Consider the following 15,908-nt stretch of genomic DNA (forward strand, 5'->3'; position numbering starts at 1 on the left):
TATCGATTGGTAGCAAAGTCCCCGGCGGGCAGACAGTGACATCTCGGCAAATCGCCGGCCCAAGGGCCTGTTGACATTCACGGCACGCTGCCGCGTTGCTCGTCGTTGAATATGCTCGGCATGTCCTTCCTCCTCGCGCCTAACAGCAGGCCAATTTCACTCGGACCAGAAGCGCGCCCTGAATGTCAACAGGCCCTAGAGCTCCCGCACGCTGAAGAAGGCGCGGCAGTCGGCGCCGCCCGCCTGGTGGCGCGTCGCGATGTGGTAGTTCATTCCGTAGGCTTGGCGCGGCGACCTGTCGACGTAGGCGCGCGGATCGAAGCCCTTGTAGTGATAGGTTCCCATGAGGTCGTTGTCGGTGCCCAGGACGCCCTTGGCGACCTTGGCCACGGCGCCGTCTATCACGCCCGGCCCGAAGGCGGCGCTGGTGACCTGTCCCGGCGGCACGCCCGGCGGGGTGACCCGCGCCATGGCGGCCTCGACGGCGACATAGGCGGCCAGGTCGACCAGGGCGCCGCCGTCATCGTGTTCCCACATGATCGCGGTCAGGGTGAGTGTCTGCGGCCCGCCGACCCAGACATCCCGCCGCCCCCGTGACGAGCGGTAGCCGGGTGTCACGCCGCCGTAGTGGCGGTTCCGGGCCGGAAGATCGACGCCCTGGGCCTGACCGTCGCGGCCGTAGACGATCGCCTGCAGCTTGATCTCGTTCTTCGGCGCCACGATGCTGTCCTTCTGAATGGCGCCGCACCAGAGACCCTCGTAGCGGACAGCGAAGCGGCGGTTGGCTTCGCGCCGGCGCGCGCGTTCCTGCTCGATTTCCCTGGCATAGCCGGCGAGCCGCCGGTCGCCGGTGATCTCGTAGGCGGTCAGGTAGTCCTGCTCGGCTTCGTCCTCGTAGCCGGCCTCCAGCAAGGCGTTGCCGCGGGCCTCGTAGGCGGTCGCGTCGTCGGGCTGGAGGCGGATCGTTTCGGAAAACTCGTCGATCGCGCGCTCGTAGTCGCCTGCGTTGTAGTAGGCCGAGGCTCGCCAGTAGAAGGCGTCGGCCAGCTCGTCCTGGTAGAGCTCGCCGGAGTTGATGGCGAGCGAGCAGTAGCGCTCGCGCGTCACGAAGTCGTTGCGGTCGTCGGCGCATTCGTCGAGCCAGCTCTCGAGACTCTCGCTGTCCGCCGCCAGGTAGGCGTACTCGCTCGGCATGCAGTTCGCGAGGCCGAAGAGGACGAGGCAGGCGACGGCCGGCAGGCGGAACAGACGCATTTCATCCCCCTCCCAAGAGGTGCCGATCCCGAAGTCTAGCCCGCATTTCTTGCACTATCCAAGGATAGCACTGCCCGAAGGGCACCAAAGAGCCGGGTGTCCGGCGCCCGGTCCGACGAGCCGCCGCGGGACGCCCGATCCTTCGGGTGACAAGCTGTTGTGGAATTTTAACCTTCTTCCTACTATATGTCGCGAGCTTCTGAGAGGGTCCCCATGGCAGCAGACACAGGCGCCCAGCCGGCCGGCGACGTTCGCACCGTGCGTTTCTCCGACGCCCTGGAGGAGCGCTATCTCGCCTATGCCCTGTCGACCATCATGGCGCGCTCCCTGCCGGACGTCCGCGACGGCCTCAAGCCGGTCCACCGGCGGCTGCTCCACGGCATGCGCCTGCTGCGCCTGCAGCCCGACCAGGGCTTCAAGAAGTCGGCCCGCGTGGTCGGCGACGTCATGGGCCAGTACCACCCGCACGGCGACCAGGCGCTCTACGACGCGCTGGTGCGCCTGGCCCAGGACTTCTCCCTGCGCTATCCGCTGGTCGACGGCCAGGGCAACTTCGGCAACATCGACGGCGATAACGCCGCCGCCATGCGCTATACCGAGGCGCGCCTCACCCAGATCGCCACGCTGCTGCTCGACGGCATCGACGAGGACACGGTCGACTTCCGGCCGACCTACGACGGCGGCACCGAGGAGCCGGTCGTCCTGCCGGCGGCCTTCCCGAACCTTCTGGCCAACGGCGCCCAGGGCATCGCGGTCGGCATGGCCTGCGCGATCCCGCCGCACAACCTGGCGGAGCTCTGCGACGCGCTGGGCCACCTGATCAAGTTCCCCAACGCGACGATCGGGAAGCTGGTCGAGTACGTGCCCGGCCCCGACCTGCCGACCGGCGGCGTCCTGGTCGAGGACCGGGCGACAGTGGTCGAGGCCTACAAGGCCGGCCGCGGCGCGTTCCGCGTCCGCGCCAAATGGGACGTCGAGAAGCTCAAGGGCGGCGGCTACGTCATCGTCGTGACCGAGATCCCCTACCAGGTCCAGAAGTCCCGACTGATCGAGAAGATCGCCGAGCTGCTGGCGGCCCGCAAGCTGGCCATGCTGAACGACGTGCGCGACGAGTCGGCGGCCGACGTGCGCCTCGTGCTGGAGCCCAAGAGCCGCAACGTCGACCCGGTCGTCCTGATGGAGTCCCTGTTCCGTCAGACCGACCTGGAGACCCGGGTCAGCCTCAACATGAACGTGCTCGACGCCGAGCACACGCCGCGGGTGATGAACCTGAAGGAGGCGCTCAAGGCCTTCCTCGACCACCGGCACGAGGTGCTGGTCCGGCGCACCGAGCACCGCCTCGAGAAGATCGCACGGCGGCTCGAGATCCTCGACGGCTACCTCATCGTCTACCTCAACATCGACGAGGTCGTGCGCATCGTGCGCGAGGAGGACGACCCGAAGGCGGAGCTCATGGCGACCTTCGACCTGACCGAGGTTCAGGCCGAGGCGATCCTCAACATGCGTCTGCGCGCCCTGCGCAAGCTCGAGGAAGAGGGCATGCGCAAGGAGCACAAGGAGCTCACCGACGAGCAGAAGGACCTCAAGGGGCTGCTCAAGGACGAGGACCGGCGCTGGCAGGTGATCGGCGGCCAGATCAAGGCGATCAAGAACGCCTATGGGCCGGACACCGAGATCGGCCGCCGCCGTACCGAGCTGGGCGAGGCGCCGGCCGACGTCGTGGTGCCGCTAGAGGCCGTGATCGAGCGCGAGCCCGTTACCGTGCTCTGCTCGCAGAAGGGCTGGATCCGTGCCATGAAGGGCCACCAAGAGGACGGCGCCGAGGCGAAGCACAAGGAGGGCGACCGGGGACGCTTCGCGATCCACGCCCAGACCACCGACAAGCTCGTCCTCTTCGCCACCAACGGCCGTTTCTACACCATCGGCGTCGACAAGCTGCCGGGCGGCCGCGGTTTCGGCGAGCCGGTGCGCCTGATGATCGACCTGCCCAACGACCAGGACGTGGTGCAGCTCCTGGTGCACCAGTCGGGGCGCAAGCTGCTGGTGGCCTCGGGCGCCGGGCGGGGCTTCATCGTGCCCGAGGACGAGGTGCTGGCCCAGACTAAGAACGGCAAGCAGGTGCTCAACCTCGGCGACGGCGAGGAGGCGGTTGTCTGCCGGCCGGTCGAGGGCGACAGCGTCGCGGTGGTCGGCGAGAACCGCAAGCTGCTGGTCTTCCCCCTGGAGGAAGTGCCGGAGATGACCCGCGGGCGCGGCGTGATCCTGCAGAAGTACAAGGACGGCGGCCTCGCCGACGCCCGCACCTTCGAGATGGACGAGGGCCTGAGTTGGACCATGGGCGGCGATCGCACGCGCACCGAAACCGACCTGACCGCCTGGATCGGCAAGCGCGCCCAGGCCGGGCGCCTGCCCCCCAGGGGCTTCCCCAAGTCCAACCGCTTCACCTGACAAGCCGGCCGTGGCGGCGCAGACGGTCTATGCCGTGGCCGACCTCCGGGCCTACCTCGCGGGCAACTGGCGCCTGCGGCGCGGGATCACCGATTTCGACGCCGGCAAGACCGCCCGTTTCGAGGGCGAGGCCTCCTTCACGCCGGACATCGCGGGGCTGATCTACCGCGAGACCGGGCGCGTGATGCTCAACGACGCCGTCTTCCGGGCATCGCAGGTCTACCTCTACCGCTTCCCCGAGCCGGCCCGCGCGGAGGTGGAGTTCGAGGACGGGCGAGCCTTTCACGGCCTGGACTTCTCCGCGGGCCAGTGCCTCGCCCGCCACCTCTGCCCGCCGGACAGCTACCAGGGCTCGTTCCGCGCGGAAGACGCCGGCACATGGTTCAGCCGTTGGCGGATCGAGGGGCCGCGCAAGAACCAGCTGATCGAGACCGCTTATCGAAGGGACGAGGCCGCGTCTGCGGACCTCTAGCAGCTTGCTGAGAAAGTGCCTCGTCGGCACCATCACCCTTGGACAAGCTCAGGGTGAGGTCGAAATATTTCAGATACTTACCCTCATCCTGAGCATGTCGAAGGATGACCGTGATCAAAGGCTCTGGAGTTGTTCAGGAGCCTGCTAGAGCGGATCATGCTTAGATGGAACCACTTGGTGGTTTCCAACTAAACATGTGAATCCGCTCTACATCTAAGGTTTAGAGCAGATTCACCGGGTTGATGGATCGCCTCCGGCGATTCAGTCAAACCCGGATCTGCTCTAGGCGCCTCGACGGAAATGCGCGGCGACCCCCGGCCGGAACAGCAGGAACAGCACCAGGAAGAAGACCGGCAGCTTGAGGGCCGGGATCCAGGTGAAGCCGGTCTGCAGGACGTAGTAGACGAGGGAGAAGGCCATCCAGAGCGCCACCAGCCAGCGCGCCCAGTTCCGGCCTTGCCAGACGAAGGCGCCGCCCGCGACCACAACCAGCGAAGCGACGAAGCCGATTACGATCTGCGCGCCGAGGGGCACGGTCACGAAACCGCCCGCCGCCATCGCGGCCATGACCTCCGCCGTGGAGTCGTAGATCTCCTGGGAGGTGAGCAGAAGAACCAGGGGAATGAGGTTGAGGAGCCCGTAGAGCACCAGGAGTACGGCCAGGATCGCGATCGAGATCGGCCGGCGAGTGCCGCTCTCCACTGTGGTGCCCGTGTCGTTCATGCTCGTGACTCTATGGCACGCGCGCCGCGCTTTCAGTAACTCATCACGATGGTATCGGGTGCGGTGAGCGCGCGAAAGGTTGGCTCCGGTCCCGAGATCGTCGCGCCCTCGATCAGGTTCTGCTTGGCCACGCCGCCGGCAACCATGCAGCCGCCGCACACCAGGACCGTGTGGCCTTTCTTGATCAGCGAGGCGAGAATTTCACGGGGGGACTTGGCGGTGACGCCGAAACTGCCCTGGCCCGTCACCTGCTCGGCCAGGTGGACGCCGCGGACGTTGAGGAAGACCGTGACGCGGTGACCGCGTTCGGCGGCCGCGCTGGCTTGGGTGAGCGCCATCCCCGCCGCCCAGCTGTCGTCCGTGGTGATGTTGTAGAAGAAGTGGCGCGGCTCGTCGTCGGCGAATGCGCCTTGCGCCGAGGTGAACAGCACGGCGGCCAGCGTGATCGCCAGCACGGTCTTGATGATTTGCATCCTTGTGCCTCCTGAGCCTGCTGTCGCTCGATCGTATCGGCCGACGACCGTCTTGTCAGCCGAGCCTATGACAACGAGGGCTTAGCGAACAGGTCGCTCGGCGAACCGCGCCAAGACTGCTCGCACTTGAGGACGAGATTCCTTGCTGGATGGAGAACTGTCCGGGATGGGAGTTGAGAAGGGTATCGAAACCCACCTGATCGAGCCTGGCGTTGACAGATTCGGACTATCCTGCAAAGCTTTCCGGCTGCCAAAAAACACTGGGAGGAGAAGCACATAAGCTCGTTGAACAGCAACATGCACAATCGCCCTTACCTCTATGCGGTGTGTTCATCCTCGCGACGAATCGGCATTACCAGGTTGGCCACAGGACTGCTTCTGCTGTCCCTTGTAAGCCTACCCGGAAATGCGATGAGTGCGGACAAGGAGGCAGGAGAGGAAAGATACAAGAAATCTTGCATCAACTGTCATGGACCAGCAGGTAAAGGTGTAGCCAGCTATCCAAAGATATCTGGAAATGAAGTTTCTTATACGCGGTCAAAGTTGGAGACCTACAGGAGTGGGACCAGAGTAGGACCCAATTCGGCTTTGATGATCATGATGGCAAAGCCCCTGACGGATGAAGAGATTGCAAACTTGGCCGCGTATCTGAAGGACGCGAAATACGAAAACTAGAACACGGGAGGGATCAGTGCACTCAATAGGTAGGTGTTTCACGACCGTCACGGCGGTTGCCGTGATGTTTGGACTGTCCGCTCATGCCTATGCAGACGGTCATGAGGGCATGAACGTGCCGACGATCAAGTCATCGGCGGTGATGACCGGGCTCGATAATCCATGGGATATGGCCTTCTTGCCCGACGGCACGATGTTCTTCACGGAGAAATGCAAAGGCCTTTCAGTAAGGACGAAAGACGGAAAGGTGAATGCCCTCTATGGAATGAAGGGCACCAGTGGGTACGCCGATTCTGGTAGCGACCTCTTCTGTGACGGCCAAGCCGGTATGCTGGGCGTCGTCACAGATATCAATTTCGCAAAGAATCGCACCCTCTACCTCTATTCCTCTTCCACGAAGTATCATGGCTCCGGTTGCAAAACCAACTTCGAGAAGTGCGACGGAAACATTGTCATGCGCTTCACGGTCGGTGATGACCTCATGAGCGTTTCCGGCCGTGCGGATATCGTCACCGATATTCAGTACAAGCCATTCGAGTCGAACCAGCCCTTCGGTGGACCTGGCGCGCACAACGGCGGCAGGCTGCGCATTGGACCGGGAGGATTCCTCTGGGTCACCGGTGGCGATCGTCACAGAGGGATCTGTCCTCAGGACGGTAATCTGCTTTGCGGCAAAGTCCTGCGGATCGACGGGGACGGTAACGCCCACCCCGGCAACAACCCTCCCGAGGGCTTTGACAAGCGCATCTACACCTACGGGCATAGAAACGTACAGGGTATCGACTTCCGGCCCAGTGATGGCCGAGCCTTTACCGCGGAGCATGGGCCCTGGCACAACGACGAGATCACGGCCTTGGTCAATGGTGGCAATGCGGGTTGGGACCCGGCAGAGAAAAGAGGCGGCCGAGGCGCCTGTCCGGACCAGTACTGCGGTTACGAGCCGAATCAAATGGATGGGATGGATCCCGCGGTGCGCGCTGCCTACACCCCTATGAGCGATACGCGCTTCGCTGACCTGATGCCGGCCGCCTGGAACAACAATGGTTTCTCGCAGGGCACCGGATCCGCTGCATTCCTCAAAGGCGACAACTGGGGTGTCTACGAAGGTCATTTGGCGGTTGGCATCATGGGCATCGCTTTCGGTGGCACGCCGGCTGGATCCCGTATTGACATGATCTCTCTCACTCCCGACGGATTGGGGATCAATGGTATTGTGCGTATGCCGCTTGGTTTCCAGAAGAGGTTCCGTGGCCTGGTGATGGGCCCGGATGACGCGCTTTATGCTTCTACGGATGAAGGTGAGATCTATAGAATCACGGCTGAATAAGGCCTCGCCTGAACAAGAAGAAGCGACCTGAAATACAAGCTCGCGCTACGAAAGTGGCGCGAGCCTTTTCTTGCACCTGCCCTCGGACCCGTTCAGTGGGGCTGTTCCGAGCCAACTATTGGCACAGGATGTCGGCCAGACGTTGCGTCGCCGAGTTCGCATCCATGTACACCTTTGGCTTCTTATTGGTGTCGGTTGCCATTGCGGGATTGGTCCAGTCTCTATCGGTGTAGAAGGTACGCTGTAGTGTTGTTTCCGAGCGCTCGGAGCAGTCTATGCTGATGAAGCTCTGATAGCTCGCGGCGCCCATTATCGAGGACTTATATCGAATTCTATTCCACACGTTGACGAGATTTCCGTCCTTTTGCACTCGCGCGTTGTCGAAGTAAAAGACATCACCATTCGCCGCGGTTGAATACTCCACCCACTCTGCCATTGCATTGCACGGGAAGGTGAGCAGGAGCAGGAGCAATAGCTTTCTCACGTTTATGCCTCACATCCGTACAGAACAGTCGGCCACTTGACCGCACCCCTCGATCAGAGCCACGCCTGATGTGGGAGATCGAGCACATCGCGAGACTGCCCGAGCGAACGCAGTGAGCGGTCCGAATTGCCAAGCGCGACCGGTAGCTGGCCTGCCGGACTGCTTTGGGCGCCTCGGCACTGGAGCCTGACTCCCGATGCGCCCTCCGGACGCACGATGTCCCTCGACTCGGGATGATACGCTCGGTCGGCCATGTGCTCACCCCGCCCTCGAACGGACGATGCTGTCCTGCCCAGACTCCAGACTCGTCCAGAAGTCGGCAATGATCTTCCCCAAGCCGATGGTAGACGTTCGGCAAATGCGGCGGAAGGTGAAAACACCGCGAAGCAAACATCGAGCTCCGCCGTTCGGACGACTGCTCAGGGCTACTTTCGCCCGTCCGTGCAACAGCGCTGGAATGTTCGGTCCATTCCTGGCCTCGGACATTCTAGCAGCCATGTCCGCTTTTCGGGCTAAAGGTCGGCTTTGGCTCGGAAAGCAGACCCCGCTCGGCGATGCTCGCCAGGATCGGGAACGACCCTAAGCTGCCCTCAGTTATCGCGGCGAGTTATCTTGCCGCCGGGTCGACAGAGCGTTTGGGTCAGATGCAGCGCTTTCGTGTCGCGTGCCGAGACGCATCTCGGCGATTGGCAGCTTCACTGGAAGAAGATACCTGAGAAGTAATTTCACATTCCATTGATCTGATCCGTCGAAGCGCTCGTAGCGACGTGATTGTCCAACTTAAGCTGAAGGGGCTTGCTTTGATGAAGAATCTGCTCTTGAGCGTATTTCTGCTTCTGTCCGGCATCAGCGTGGCATCTGCTGGTGGTCATGCTAAGGCATCCGGTGAGAAAATCTTGGAAATGATCGGCGGCAACACAGTCCAAGGCATGATGTTGAGTGGCTCCAAGTATACGGAGTACTACGCAGAAGATGGTATGATTCGTGGTGATGGCTACACCGGTACATGGCGGGTTGTTGAAAATCAGATGTGCTTCAAATACGGCGAAGACCCCGAATACTGCTGGTCAGTCGAGATCGAAGGTGAAGACGTGACCTGGATCGCCGATGGCAAGAAGGATGGTACGGGCACCATTGTCATAGGTAATCCGAACAACTTCTGATCCTGCTCCTTTGATAACGGCTGCTGTCGGAACTCACATATGGCCCGCGGCTTCGCAGTTGGAGGCATTTCATTGTCGGTCCGCTTCTGGTTAGGACTCTCCTATCCAATCTAATCGCCTGTTCGTCGGTTTAGTCTTTACTCTCGGATCTTCCGGCGTCCGTGCAGAGTCGAGACCAGCCGCGCTGCCGAATGGCAGCGCGGCTGAACGCTAGAGCGGATCGTGTTTGGTCGGAACCACTCATGGTTCCGTCCAAACATGTGAATCCGCTCTACATCCTAAAGTTAGAGCAGATTTACGCGATTGAATGGATCGCCCCGGGCGAGTCCATTCAATCGGGATGTGCTCTGGACCCGTTTTTCTTTTGCTCCGGCCGTCGCCGGTCTCACGGTCCCCGCGCGGCCTGCGCGAGGCTTCAGCCGACGACCCCGAGGCGAGCGGTATCAGAACGTCAAGAGCCTGACGTTCTCGGCCAGCAGCCGCGACGCCATGGCCGGGGGCTTGGCGACGCCAACCCCTTCGATCAAGGCCGTCGAGGGCACGCCCTTGTTGGGCAGATAGATCGCGCAGACCTCGACCGAGGCGCCGGCCTGCATGATTTTCTGCATGAGGCCCTGGGGACTCATGCCCTTGGGCTTCTGGGCCGCCGTCGCGCTGGCCGGCGCGTCCTTGAGGGCGAGGTCGCCGCCCGGCCCGCACAGCAGGATGTGGGCGTTCGCGCCCTGCTTGAGCGACTGCATGGTCAGGACCATGGCCATCAGCTGCGTCTGCGGCTGATCGGTGGCGACGATGGTCACCAGGCGGCTGTTGCCGTCCGCAAAGGCGGGCCCGGCGACCATCAGGGCCAGGGCGGCGAGGGCGGCTCTGGCGGCGAGGGAAAAGCGCATTTCGGTTACTCCTTCTTGCTGGTGCCCGGCCGTGGGGCCGGAGCGGGGGTGCGGCGCCTCATTGCCGGCGCAGGTGGATCTTTTCCGGGTTCAGCGTGTAGCCCCAGGGCAGGCCGCTGTTCTTCCAGCCGCTGAGGTTGCGAAGCGGCCCGTTCGGGTCCGCCTTGTTGGCCGGTCCCTCGAAGCCGTCGACCACGACGTAGACCCTCTCGAGACCGAGGCTCTGCAGCGCGTTCGCCGAGGGCGCGCCGCGTGTGCCGCCGGACCGGCACATCACCATGACCGGCGCGTCCCGGCTCATGTTTCGGGCTTCGAGCGCCGCCTGGACCTGGGCGGCGAAGTCCGGGTTCGGCTCCATCGCCAGGACCGACTTCTTGGCGTTCCACTCGGCCGGGTTGACCAGCCAGAAGGGGATGTTGACGTCGACGACGTCCGTGAAGCCCGTGAACATGATCTCGACCGGTTCGCGCACGTCGATGAAGAGCGCCCCGTCCCCGAGCCGCCTCTTGAGGTCGTAAGCTTCCCGGGCGCTGAGGTAGAGCCCCCAGGGCGTCTGCTTGCGCGGGTCCGAGGGGGCCTCGGCCGCGGTTGCGGCGCAAGGCGGGAATAGGCTCGTCACGATGGCGAGAACTGCCAGGGATCGGCGCACGCTCGCGTCTCCTCTCTGCCGCGGGTTTCAAACCGGGGGCAAAGTGGAGGAGGCGGCGCCTGATATCAGTGACTAAGTCACACCGGTAACGGGGAGACCGGTGCCAGTTAGCTTCGGCGCCCTATCAACATCCATTCCGCCGCCTTGACACGGATCAATGCTAGGCCGGCGAGGGCCAGGCAAAGATCCGGTTCTGGGAGGCTGCAATCATGTTCGAGATTCGCCTGCATGGCCGCGGGGGGCAGGGGGTTGTCACGGCGGCCGAGTTGCTTTCGGTCGCGGCTTTCGACGAGGGAAAGCACGCCCAGGCCTTTCCCAGCTTCGGCTCGGAACGGATGGGCGCGCCGGTCGTTTCCTTCTGCCGCATCGACGACCAGGAGATCCGGCTGCGCGAGCCGATCCTGGAGCCCGACGCCCTGATCATCCAGGACCCGACCCTGCTGCACTCGATCGATCTCTTCTCCGGGCTGAACCCCGAGGGCTACATCCTTATCAACTCGACCCGCAGCTTCGAGGAGCTGGGGATCGCCGATCTCGCGAAGCGCTTTCCGCCGCATCACGTCTGCGACGTCGGGGCGACCGAGCTGGCGGTCAAGCACGTCGGGCGCCCCCTGCCGAACGCGGCCCTGCTCGGCGGCTTCGCGGCGATCACCAAGGTCATCTCCTTCGACTCGGTGGCCGATGCGATCCGCGAGCGGTTTCCCGGCCCGGTCGGCGACGCCAACGTGGCGGCGGCGCGCGAAGCCTACGACATCGCCCTGGCAGCCTGAGGGAGCGAAACCATGCTGAAACAGATCGAAGGCTCGCGCGGGGTGGCCGAGGCGGTCGCGCTCAGCCGGCCGCAGGTCGTCTGCGCCTATCCCATCACGCCCCAGACCCATATTGTCGAGGGCATCGGCGCCATGGTGAAGGACGGCACGCTGGAGAACTGCGAGTTCATCAACGTGGAGTCCGAGTTCGCCGCCCTGTCGGTCGCCATCGGCGCTTCGGCGGTCGGCGCCCGCGCCTACACGGCGACGGCCAGCCAGGGGCTGCTGTTCATGGCGGAGGCGGTCTATAACGTGGCCGGCCTGGGTCTGCCCATCGTCATGACCGTGGGCAACCGGGCGATCGGCGCGCCGATCAACATCTGGAACGACCACACCGACAGCATGGCCCTGAAGGACGCGGGCTGGATCCAGCTCCACGCCGAGACCAACCAGGAGGCCGCCGACCTGCATATCCAGGCCTTCCGGATCGCCGAGCAGCTGTCCTGCCCGGTCATGGTCTGCATGGACGGCTTCATCCTGACCCACGCCTTCGAGCGGATCGACATCCCGACCCAGGAGCAGGTCGACGCCTTCCTGCCGCCCTTCGAACCGGTGCAGGAGCTCGACCCGGCCAACCCCTATTCAATCGGGGCCATGGTCGGGCCCGAGGCCTTCTCCGAGGTCCGCTATCTCGCCCATCAGAAGCAGATGGAAGCGCTCGAGCGCATCCCGCCGATCGCCGCCGAGTTCGCCAAGGTCTTCGGGCGCGCGTCCGGCGGCCTGATCCGGGGCTACCGCCTGGAGGACGCGGAGACCGTCGTCGTCGCCCTCGGGTCGGTCAACGGCACGATCAAGGAGGTGGTCGACCGGCAGCGCGCCGACGGGGTCGCGATCGGCAGCATCAGCATCTGCTCGTTCCGGCCGTTTCCCCTGGCGGCGCTCAGCGATGCCCTGGAGGGCGCGAAGCGGGTGGTCTGCGTCGAGAAGAGCCTCGCGCCCGGCTTGGGCGGCGTCGTCGCCTCGAACGTGCGCATGGCCCTGCGCGGCCATCCCCTGCCGGTTTATACCGTCATCGCCGGGCTCGGCGGCAGGCCGATCACCCGCAAGTCCCTGGCCGGGGTCTTCGACCGCGCCGCCGAGGACAATCTGGAAGACCTCACCTTCCTCGACCTCAACTGGGAGGTCGTGCACCAGCAGCTGGACCGCGCCCGGGAAACGCGCCAATCGGGCCCCATCGCCGAGAATCTGCTGAAGGCGCTCAACCCCGGCCTCGTGCGTCGGGTCTCGTAGGAGAAGGAGGCCGAGCCATGACCGAGGAAAGCGCGATCCAGAAGGTCAAGTTCTACCAGACCGGCACCCACACGGTCGGCAACCGCCTGATGGACGAGGACGGCCGGAGCGTCCAGGCCTCGATGGAGCGGTCCAACGCCATCACCTCGGGCCACCGCGCCTGCCAGGGCTGCGGCGAGGCGCTGGGCGCCCGCTACGCCCTCGACGCGGCCATGCGCGCGGCCGGGGGCAACCTGGTCGCGGTCAACGCGACCGGCTGCCTGGAGGTCTTCACCACGCCCTACCCGGAGACCTCGTGGCAGATCCCCTGGCTCCACTCGCTGTTCGGCAACGCGCCCGCGGTCGCCTCGGGCGTCGCCGCCGGGCTCAGGCGGCGCGGCCTGCACGACGTCAAGGTGGTCGCCCAGGGCGGCGACGGCGGGACGGTCGACATCGGGTTCGGCTGCCTCTCGGGCATGTTCGAGCGGAACGACGACGTGCTGTACATCTGCTACGACAACGAGGCCTACATGAACACCGGCGTGCAGCGCTCCTCGGCGACGCCGCCGACCGCGCGGACCGCGACGACGCCCGCCCTGGGCGACGCGCCGGGCAACGTGTTCGGCACCGGCAAGAACCTGCCCGAGATCGCCATGGCCCACAGGATCCCCTACGTGGCCACGGCGAGCGTGGCCGACCTCCACGACCTGGAGCGCAAGGTGACCAAGGCGACCGCGATCCGAGGCGCGCGCTACATCCACATCATGGTGCCCTGTCCCCTGGGCTGGGGCTCGGCCGCGGAGGACACGATCCGGGTCGCGCGCATGGCGGTCGAGAGCGGGCTCTTCCCGCTGATCGAGGCCGAGCACGGCGCCCTGGTCGCCGCCACCAAGATCCGCCGCCGGGTGCCGGTCGAAGACTACCTGCGCCTGCAGCGGCGCTTCGCCCACCTGTTCAAGAAGGGCGCCGAGGACAGCGAGCGGATCGGTGCGATCCAGCGCATGGCCGACGCCAACATCGAGAAGTACGGCCTGCTGGCGGCGGAGGCGCGGCCATGACCGGCAAGGATCTCCCCTTCGCGATCTCGCTCGACCCCGGCACCAGCCTGGCGAACCAGACCGGCAGCTGGCGCTCCATGCGGCCCAACTACCTGGATCGGCTGCCGCCCTGCAACAACGCCTGTCCGGCGGGCGAGAACATCCAGCAGTGGCTCTACCACGCCGAAGGCGGCGACTACGCGGCGGCCTGGCAGAAGCTGATCGAGGACAATCCCCTGCCCGGGGTCATGGGCCGCGTCTGCTACCACCCCTGCGAGGACAGCTGCAACCGCGGCCGCCTCGACGAGTCGGTCAGCATCCACGCCGTCGAGCGCTTCCTCGGCGACTACGCCATCAAGCATAAGCTCGCCCCGGCCTTCGAGGCCGCGCCGGGCGGCAAGCGGGTGCTGGTCGTCGGCGCCGGCCCGAGCGGGCTCTCGGCGGCCTATCACCTCACCCGGCTCGGCCACAAGGTGACGATCCGCGAGGCGGGGCCCATGGCCGGCGGCATGATGCGTTTCGGCATTCCCAAGTACCGCCTGCCGCGCGATGTGCTCGACGCTGAGATCGCGCGCATCGTCGAGATGGGCGTCGAGCTGGAGCTGAACACCAAGGTCGACGACATCGAGGCGGCCTTCACCGGGGAGGGCTTCGACGCGGTCTTCGTCGCGGTCGGCGCCCATCTCGCCAAGCGCACCGCGATCCCGGCGCACGCCGCCGGCAAGATCCTCGACGCGGTATCGGTCCTGCGCGAGATGGAGACCGGCGGCGAGCCGCCCCGGCTCGGACGCCGCGTGATCGTCTACGGCGGCGGCAACACGGCGATGGACGTGGCGCGCACCGCCAAGCGCATGGGCGTCGACGAGGCCATGATCGTCTACCGCCGCTCGCGCAAGGAGATGCCGGCGCACGACTTCGAGGCCACCGAGGCCGAGGACGAAGGCGTGATGATCCATTGGCTGCGGACCATCAAGCAGATCGACGAGACCACCTTCACCGTCGAGAAGATGACCATCGACGAGAACGGCCGGCCGCAGCCGACCGGCGAGTTCGAGACCCTGGAGGCCGACACCCTGATTCTCGCCCTCGGGCAGGACGTCGACACGGAGTTCCTGCAGCGCGTCCCCGGCGTCGAGATCGCCCGTGACGGGGTGGTCCAGGTCGACGACCAGATGATGACCGGACGCGCGGGGCTCTTCGCCGGCGGCGACATGGTGCCGGCCGAACGGACGGTGACGGTCGCGATCGGGCACGGCAAGAAGGCGGCGCGCCACATCGACGGCTGGCTCCGGGGCGAGCGCTACGAGAAGCCGCCGAAGCACGAGATCGCGACCTTCGAGCACCTCAACACCTGGTACTACGACGACGCGCCGCGGCAGGTGCAGGATCAGCTCTCGCCGCTGCGCCGGCAATCGGGCTTCGAGGAGGTGCAGCAGGGGCTGACCGAGGAGAACGCGCTGTTCGAGGCCAGGCGCTGCCTTTCCTGCGGCAACTGCTTCGAGTGCGACAACTGCTACGGGATCTGCCCGGACAACGCGGTCATCAAGCTCGGCCCCGGCAACCGCTTCCGCTTCAACCTGGACTACTGCAAGGGCTGCGGCATCTGTGCCCAGGAATGCCCCTGCGGCGCGATCGAGATGATCTCCGAGGTGATCTAGGAAAGTCGGCAACGCAGGTGAGCCGGGCCTTGAACATGCGGTTCTGGCGTCCCGTCTGCTGAGACCCTGGGCCAGCCGCGGCGGTTGCGCGCGGCGAGGTTCCCGGGCTGGGTCTTGAGGCAGTCAGGTTTGCTGCCAGGACCTCAAGGTCGGCTCTACGTCCAGCACCGGAAGCAGCGGGGCAAGACGAGCGACGCCCGATTCTGACCCTATCCAGTCATTACCGTCCCGGCAAAGAAACTATTGTGATGGTTCCGAAGTTCGGCACGTTTCTCGTGTCGAACTTCGGAAACTGAATCACACTAGAATCATAGGGATAGTGTCCCTTTGATCTCGAAGTTCGATCGCTCGAACTTCGGAATCGGGACACTAGGGGTGAATCGCACACCAGGAAATTCGAGTTTCCTGTGTCCTGAACAATGATTCGAGTCTTGGAAGCAGATGAATCAACTTGAAAACGATTGGATCAATTTAGGCGCCATCGTCCATGCGCTCGACGAAGCGGTCGCGATAAGGCGCAATCGGCTACTGCCGCTCCAATTCTTGCGTCTTCAGGTCCTCGATTTCCTGTTCGAGGTCGGCGATGCGGATCTCGATGAGATCCCGAATGCTGATCATGCCTGCCAACGCGTTTTCGTCG

14 protein-coding genes are annotated in these 15,908 nt (G+C 64.6%); 8 read left to right on the plus strand and 6 right to left on the minus strand.

Annotated features, from left to right (window positions below; translation table 11 throughout):
- Window positions 1-195 precede the first annotated feature (195 nt).
- Complete coding sequence (locus QNJ67_17345; GenBank protein ID MDJ0610744.1) at window positions 196-1,254, minus strand: tetratricopeptide repeat protein; 1,059 nt, start codon at window positions 1,252-1,254, stop codon at window positions 196-198.
- Between the two features lie 213 nt (window positions 1,255-1,467).
- Here QNJ67_17345 and parC point away from each other — a divergent pair, with 213 nt between their 5' ends.
- Both parC and QNJ67_17355 read left to right on the plus strand, forming a co-directional pair.
- Window positions 1,468-3,702 carry a DNA topoisomerase IV subunit A gene (parC, locus tag QNJ67_17350; protein MDJ0610745.1) on the plus strand — a complete coding sequence of 745 codons (2,235 nt, stop codon included), beginning with the start codon at window positions 1,468-1,470 and terminating at the stop codon, window positions 3,700-3,702.
- Between the two features lie 10 nt (window positions 3,703-3,712).
- Window positions 3,713-4,174: a DUF6314 family protein gene (locus QNJ67_17355; protein ID MDJ0610746.1), complete on the plus strand. Its 462-nt coding sequence runs from the start codon at window positions 3,713-3,715 to the stop codon at window positions 4,172-4,174.
- Window positions 4,175-4,456: 282 nt separating this feature from the next.
- On the opposite strand, the gene QNJ67_17360 is transcribed toward QNJ67_17355, so the two are convergent.
- Entirely contained in the window at window positions 4,457-4,897 is a 441-nt protein-coding gene (locus QNJ67_17360; GenBank protein MDJ0610747.1) for a hypothetical protein, read from the minus strand.
- A gap of 32 nt (window positions 4,898-4,929) precedes the next feature.
- Entirely contained in the window at window positions 4,930-5,370 is a 441-nt protein-coding gene (locus QNJ67_17365) for a DsrE family protein (protein MDJ0610748.1), read from the minus strand.
- A gap of 784 nt (window positions 5,371-6,154) precedes the next feature.
- Between QNJ67_17365 and QNJ67_17370 the strand changes: the two genes are divergently transcribed.
- Window positions 6,155-7,372 (plus strand): PQQ-dependent sugar dehydrogenase, encoded by a 1,218-nt coding sequence (locus QNJ67_17370; GenBank protein MDJ0610749.1) that lies wholly within the window; start codon window positions 6,155-6,157, stop codon window positions 7,370-7,372.
- 115 nt (window positions 7,373-7,487) lie between these two features.
- On the opposite strand, the gene QNJ67_17375 is transcribed toward QNJ67_17370, so the two are convergent.
- Window positions 7,488-7,844, minus strand: a complete 357-nt coding sequence (locus QNJ67_17375) for a hypothetical protein (GenBank protein MDJ0610750.1) — start codon at window positions 7,842-7,844, stop codon at window positions 7,488-7,490.
- A gap of 815 nt (window positions 7,845-8,659) precedes the next feature.
- Between QNJ67_17375 and QNJ67_17380 the strand changes: the two genes are divergently transcribed.
- Window positions 8,660-9,019, plus strand: a complete 360-nt coding sequence (locus QNJ67_17380; protein MDJ0610751.1) for a hypothetical protein — start codon at window positions 8,660-8,662, stop codon at window positions 9,017-9,019.
- A gap of 443 nt (window positions 9,020-9,462) precedes the next feature.
- On the opposite strand, the gene QNJ67_17385 is transcribed toward QNJ67_17380, so the two are convergent.
- Both QNJ67_17385 and QNJ67_17390 read right to left on the minus strand, forming a co-directional pair.
- Entirely contained in the window at window positions 9,463-9,906 is a 444-nt protein-coding gene (locus QNJ67_17385; GenBank protein MDJ0610752.1) for a hypothetical protein, read from the minus strand.
- A gap of 58 nt (window positions 9,907-9,964) precedes the next feature.
- Window positions 9,965-10,555 (minus strand): rhodanese-like domain-containing protein, encoded by a 591-nt coding sequence (locus QNJ67_17390; protein MDJ0610753.1) that lies wholly within the window; start codon window positions 10,553-10,555, stop codon window positions 9,965-9,967.
- Window positions 10,556-10,764: 209 nt separating this feature from the next.
- Between QNJ67_17390 and QNJ67_17395 the strand changes: the two genes are divergently transcribed.
- From QNJ67_17395 to QNJ67_17410, 4 genes are read left to right on the plus strand one after another with little or no spacing between them, the layout of a single operon-like run.
- Entirely contained in the window at window positions 10,765-11,325 is a 561-nt protein-coding gene (locus tag QNJ67_17395; protein MDJ0610754.1) for a 2-oxoacid:acceptor oxidoreductase family protein, read from the plus strand.
- Window positions 11,326-11,337: 12 nt separating this feature from the next.
- Window positions 11,338-12,594: a hypothetical protein gene (locus tag QNJ67_17400; protein MDJ0610755.1), complete on the plus strand. Its 1,257-nt coding sequence runs from the start codon at window positions 11,338-11,340 to the stop codon at window positions 12,592-12,594.
- 17 nt (window positions 12,595-12,611) lie between these two features.
- On the plus strand, window positions 12,612-13,631 hold the full coding sequence (locus QNJ67_17405) for a thiamine pyrophosphate-dependent enzyme (GenBank protein MDJ0610756.1): 1,020 nt from the start codon (window positions 12,612-12,614) through the stop codon (window positions 13,629-13,631).
- A complete protein-coding gene (locus QNJ67_17410) occupies window positions 13,628-15,268 on the plus strand; it encodes an NAD(P)-binding protein (GenBank protein MDJ0610757.1) in 1,641 nt (546 codons plus the stop codon). Before QNJ67_17405 ends, QNJ67_17410 begins: the two co-directional genes overlap by 4 nt.
- Window positions 15,269-15,908: the final 640 nt, after the last annotated feature.

The sequence above is a fragment of the Kiloniellales bacterium genome, assembly GCA_030064845.1.
Lineage (GTDB): Bacteria > Pseudomonadota > Alphaproteobacteria > Kiloniellales > JAKSDN01 > JASJEC01.

Coding starts and splice junctions, on each gene's coding strand:
- QNJ67_17345 (MDJ0610744.1), bottom strand. CDS start 1,254: ATGCGTCTGTTCCGCCTGCCGGCCGTCGCCTGCCTCGTCCTCTTCGGC.
- parC (MDJ0610745.1), top strand. CDS start 1,468: ATGGCAGCAGACACAGGCGCCCAGCCGGCCGGCGACGTTCGCACCGTG.
- QNJ67_17360 (MDJ0610747.1), bottom strand. CDS start 4,897: ATGAACGACACGGGCACCACAGTGGAGAGCGGCACTCGCCGGCCGATC.
- QNJ67_17365 (MDJ0610748.1), bottom strand. CDS start 5,370: ATGCAAATCATCAAGACCGTGCTGGCGATCACGCTGGCCGCCGTGCTG.
- QNJ67_17370 (MDJ0610749.1), top strand. CDS start 6,155: ATGAACGTGCCGACGATCAAGTCATCGGCGGTGATGACCGGGCTCGAT.
- QNJ67_17380 (MDJ0610751.1), top strand. CDS start 8,660: ATGAAGAATCTGCTCTTGAGCGTATTTCTGCTTCTGTCCGGCATCAGC.
- QNJ67_17385 (MDJ0610752.1), bottom strand. CDS start 9,906: ATGCGCTTTTCCCTCGCCGCCAGAGCCGCCCTCGCCGCCCTGGCCCTG.
- QNJ67_17395 (MDJ0610754.1), top strand. CDS start 10,765: ATGTTCGAGATTCGCCTGCATGGCCGCGGGGGGCAGGGGGTTGTCACG.
- QNJ67_17400 (MDJ0610755.1), top strand. CDS start 11,338: ATGCTGAAACAGATCGAAGGCTCGCGCGGGGTGGCCGAGGCGGTCGCG.
- QNJ67_17405 (MDJ0610756.1), top strand. CDS start 12,612: ATGACCGAGGAAAGCGCGATCCAGAAGGTCAAGTTCTACCAGACCGGC.
- QNJ67_17410 (MDJ0610757.1), top strand. CDS start 13,628: ATGACCGGCAAGGATCTCCCCTTCGCGATCTCGCTCGACCCCGGCACC.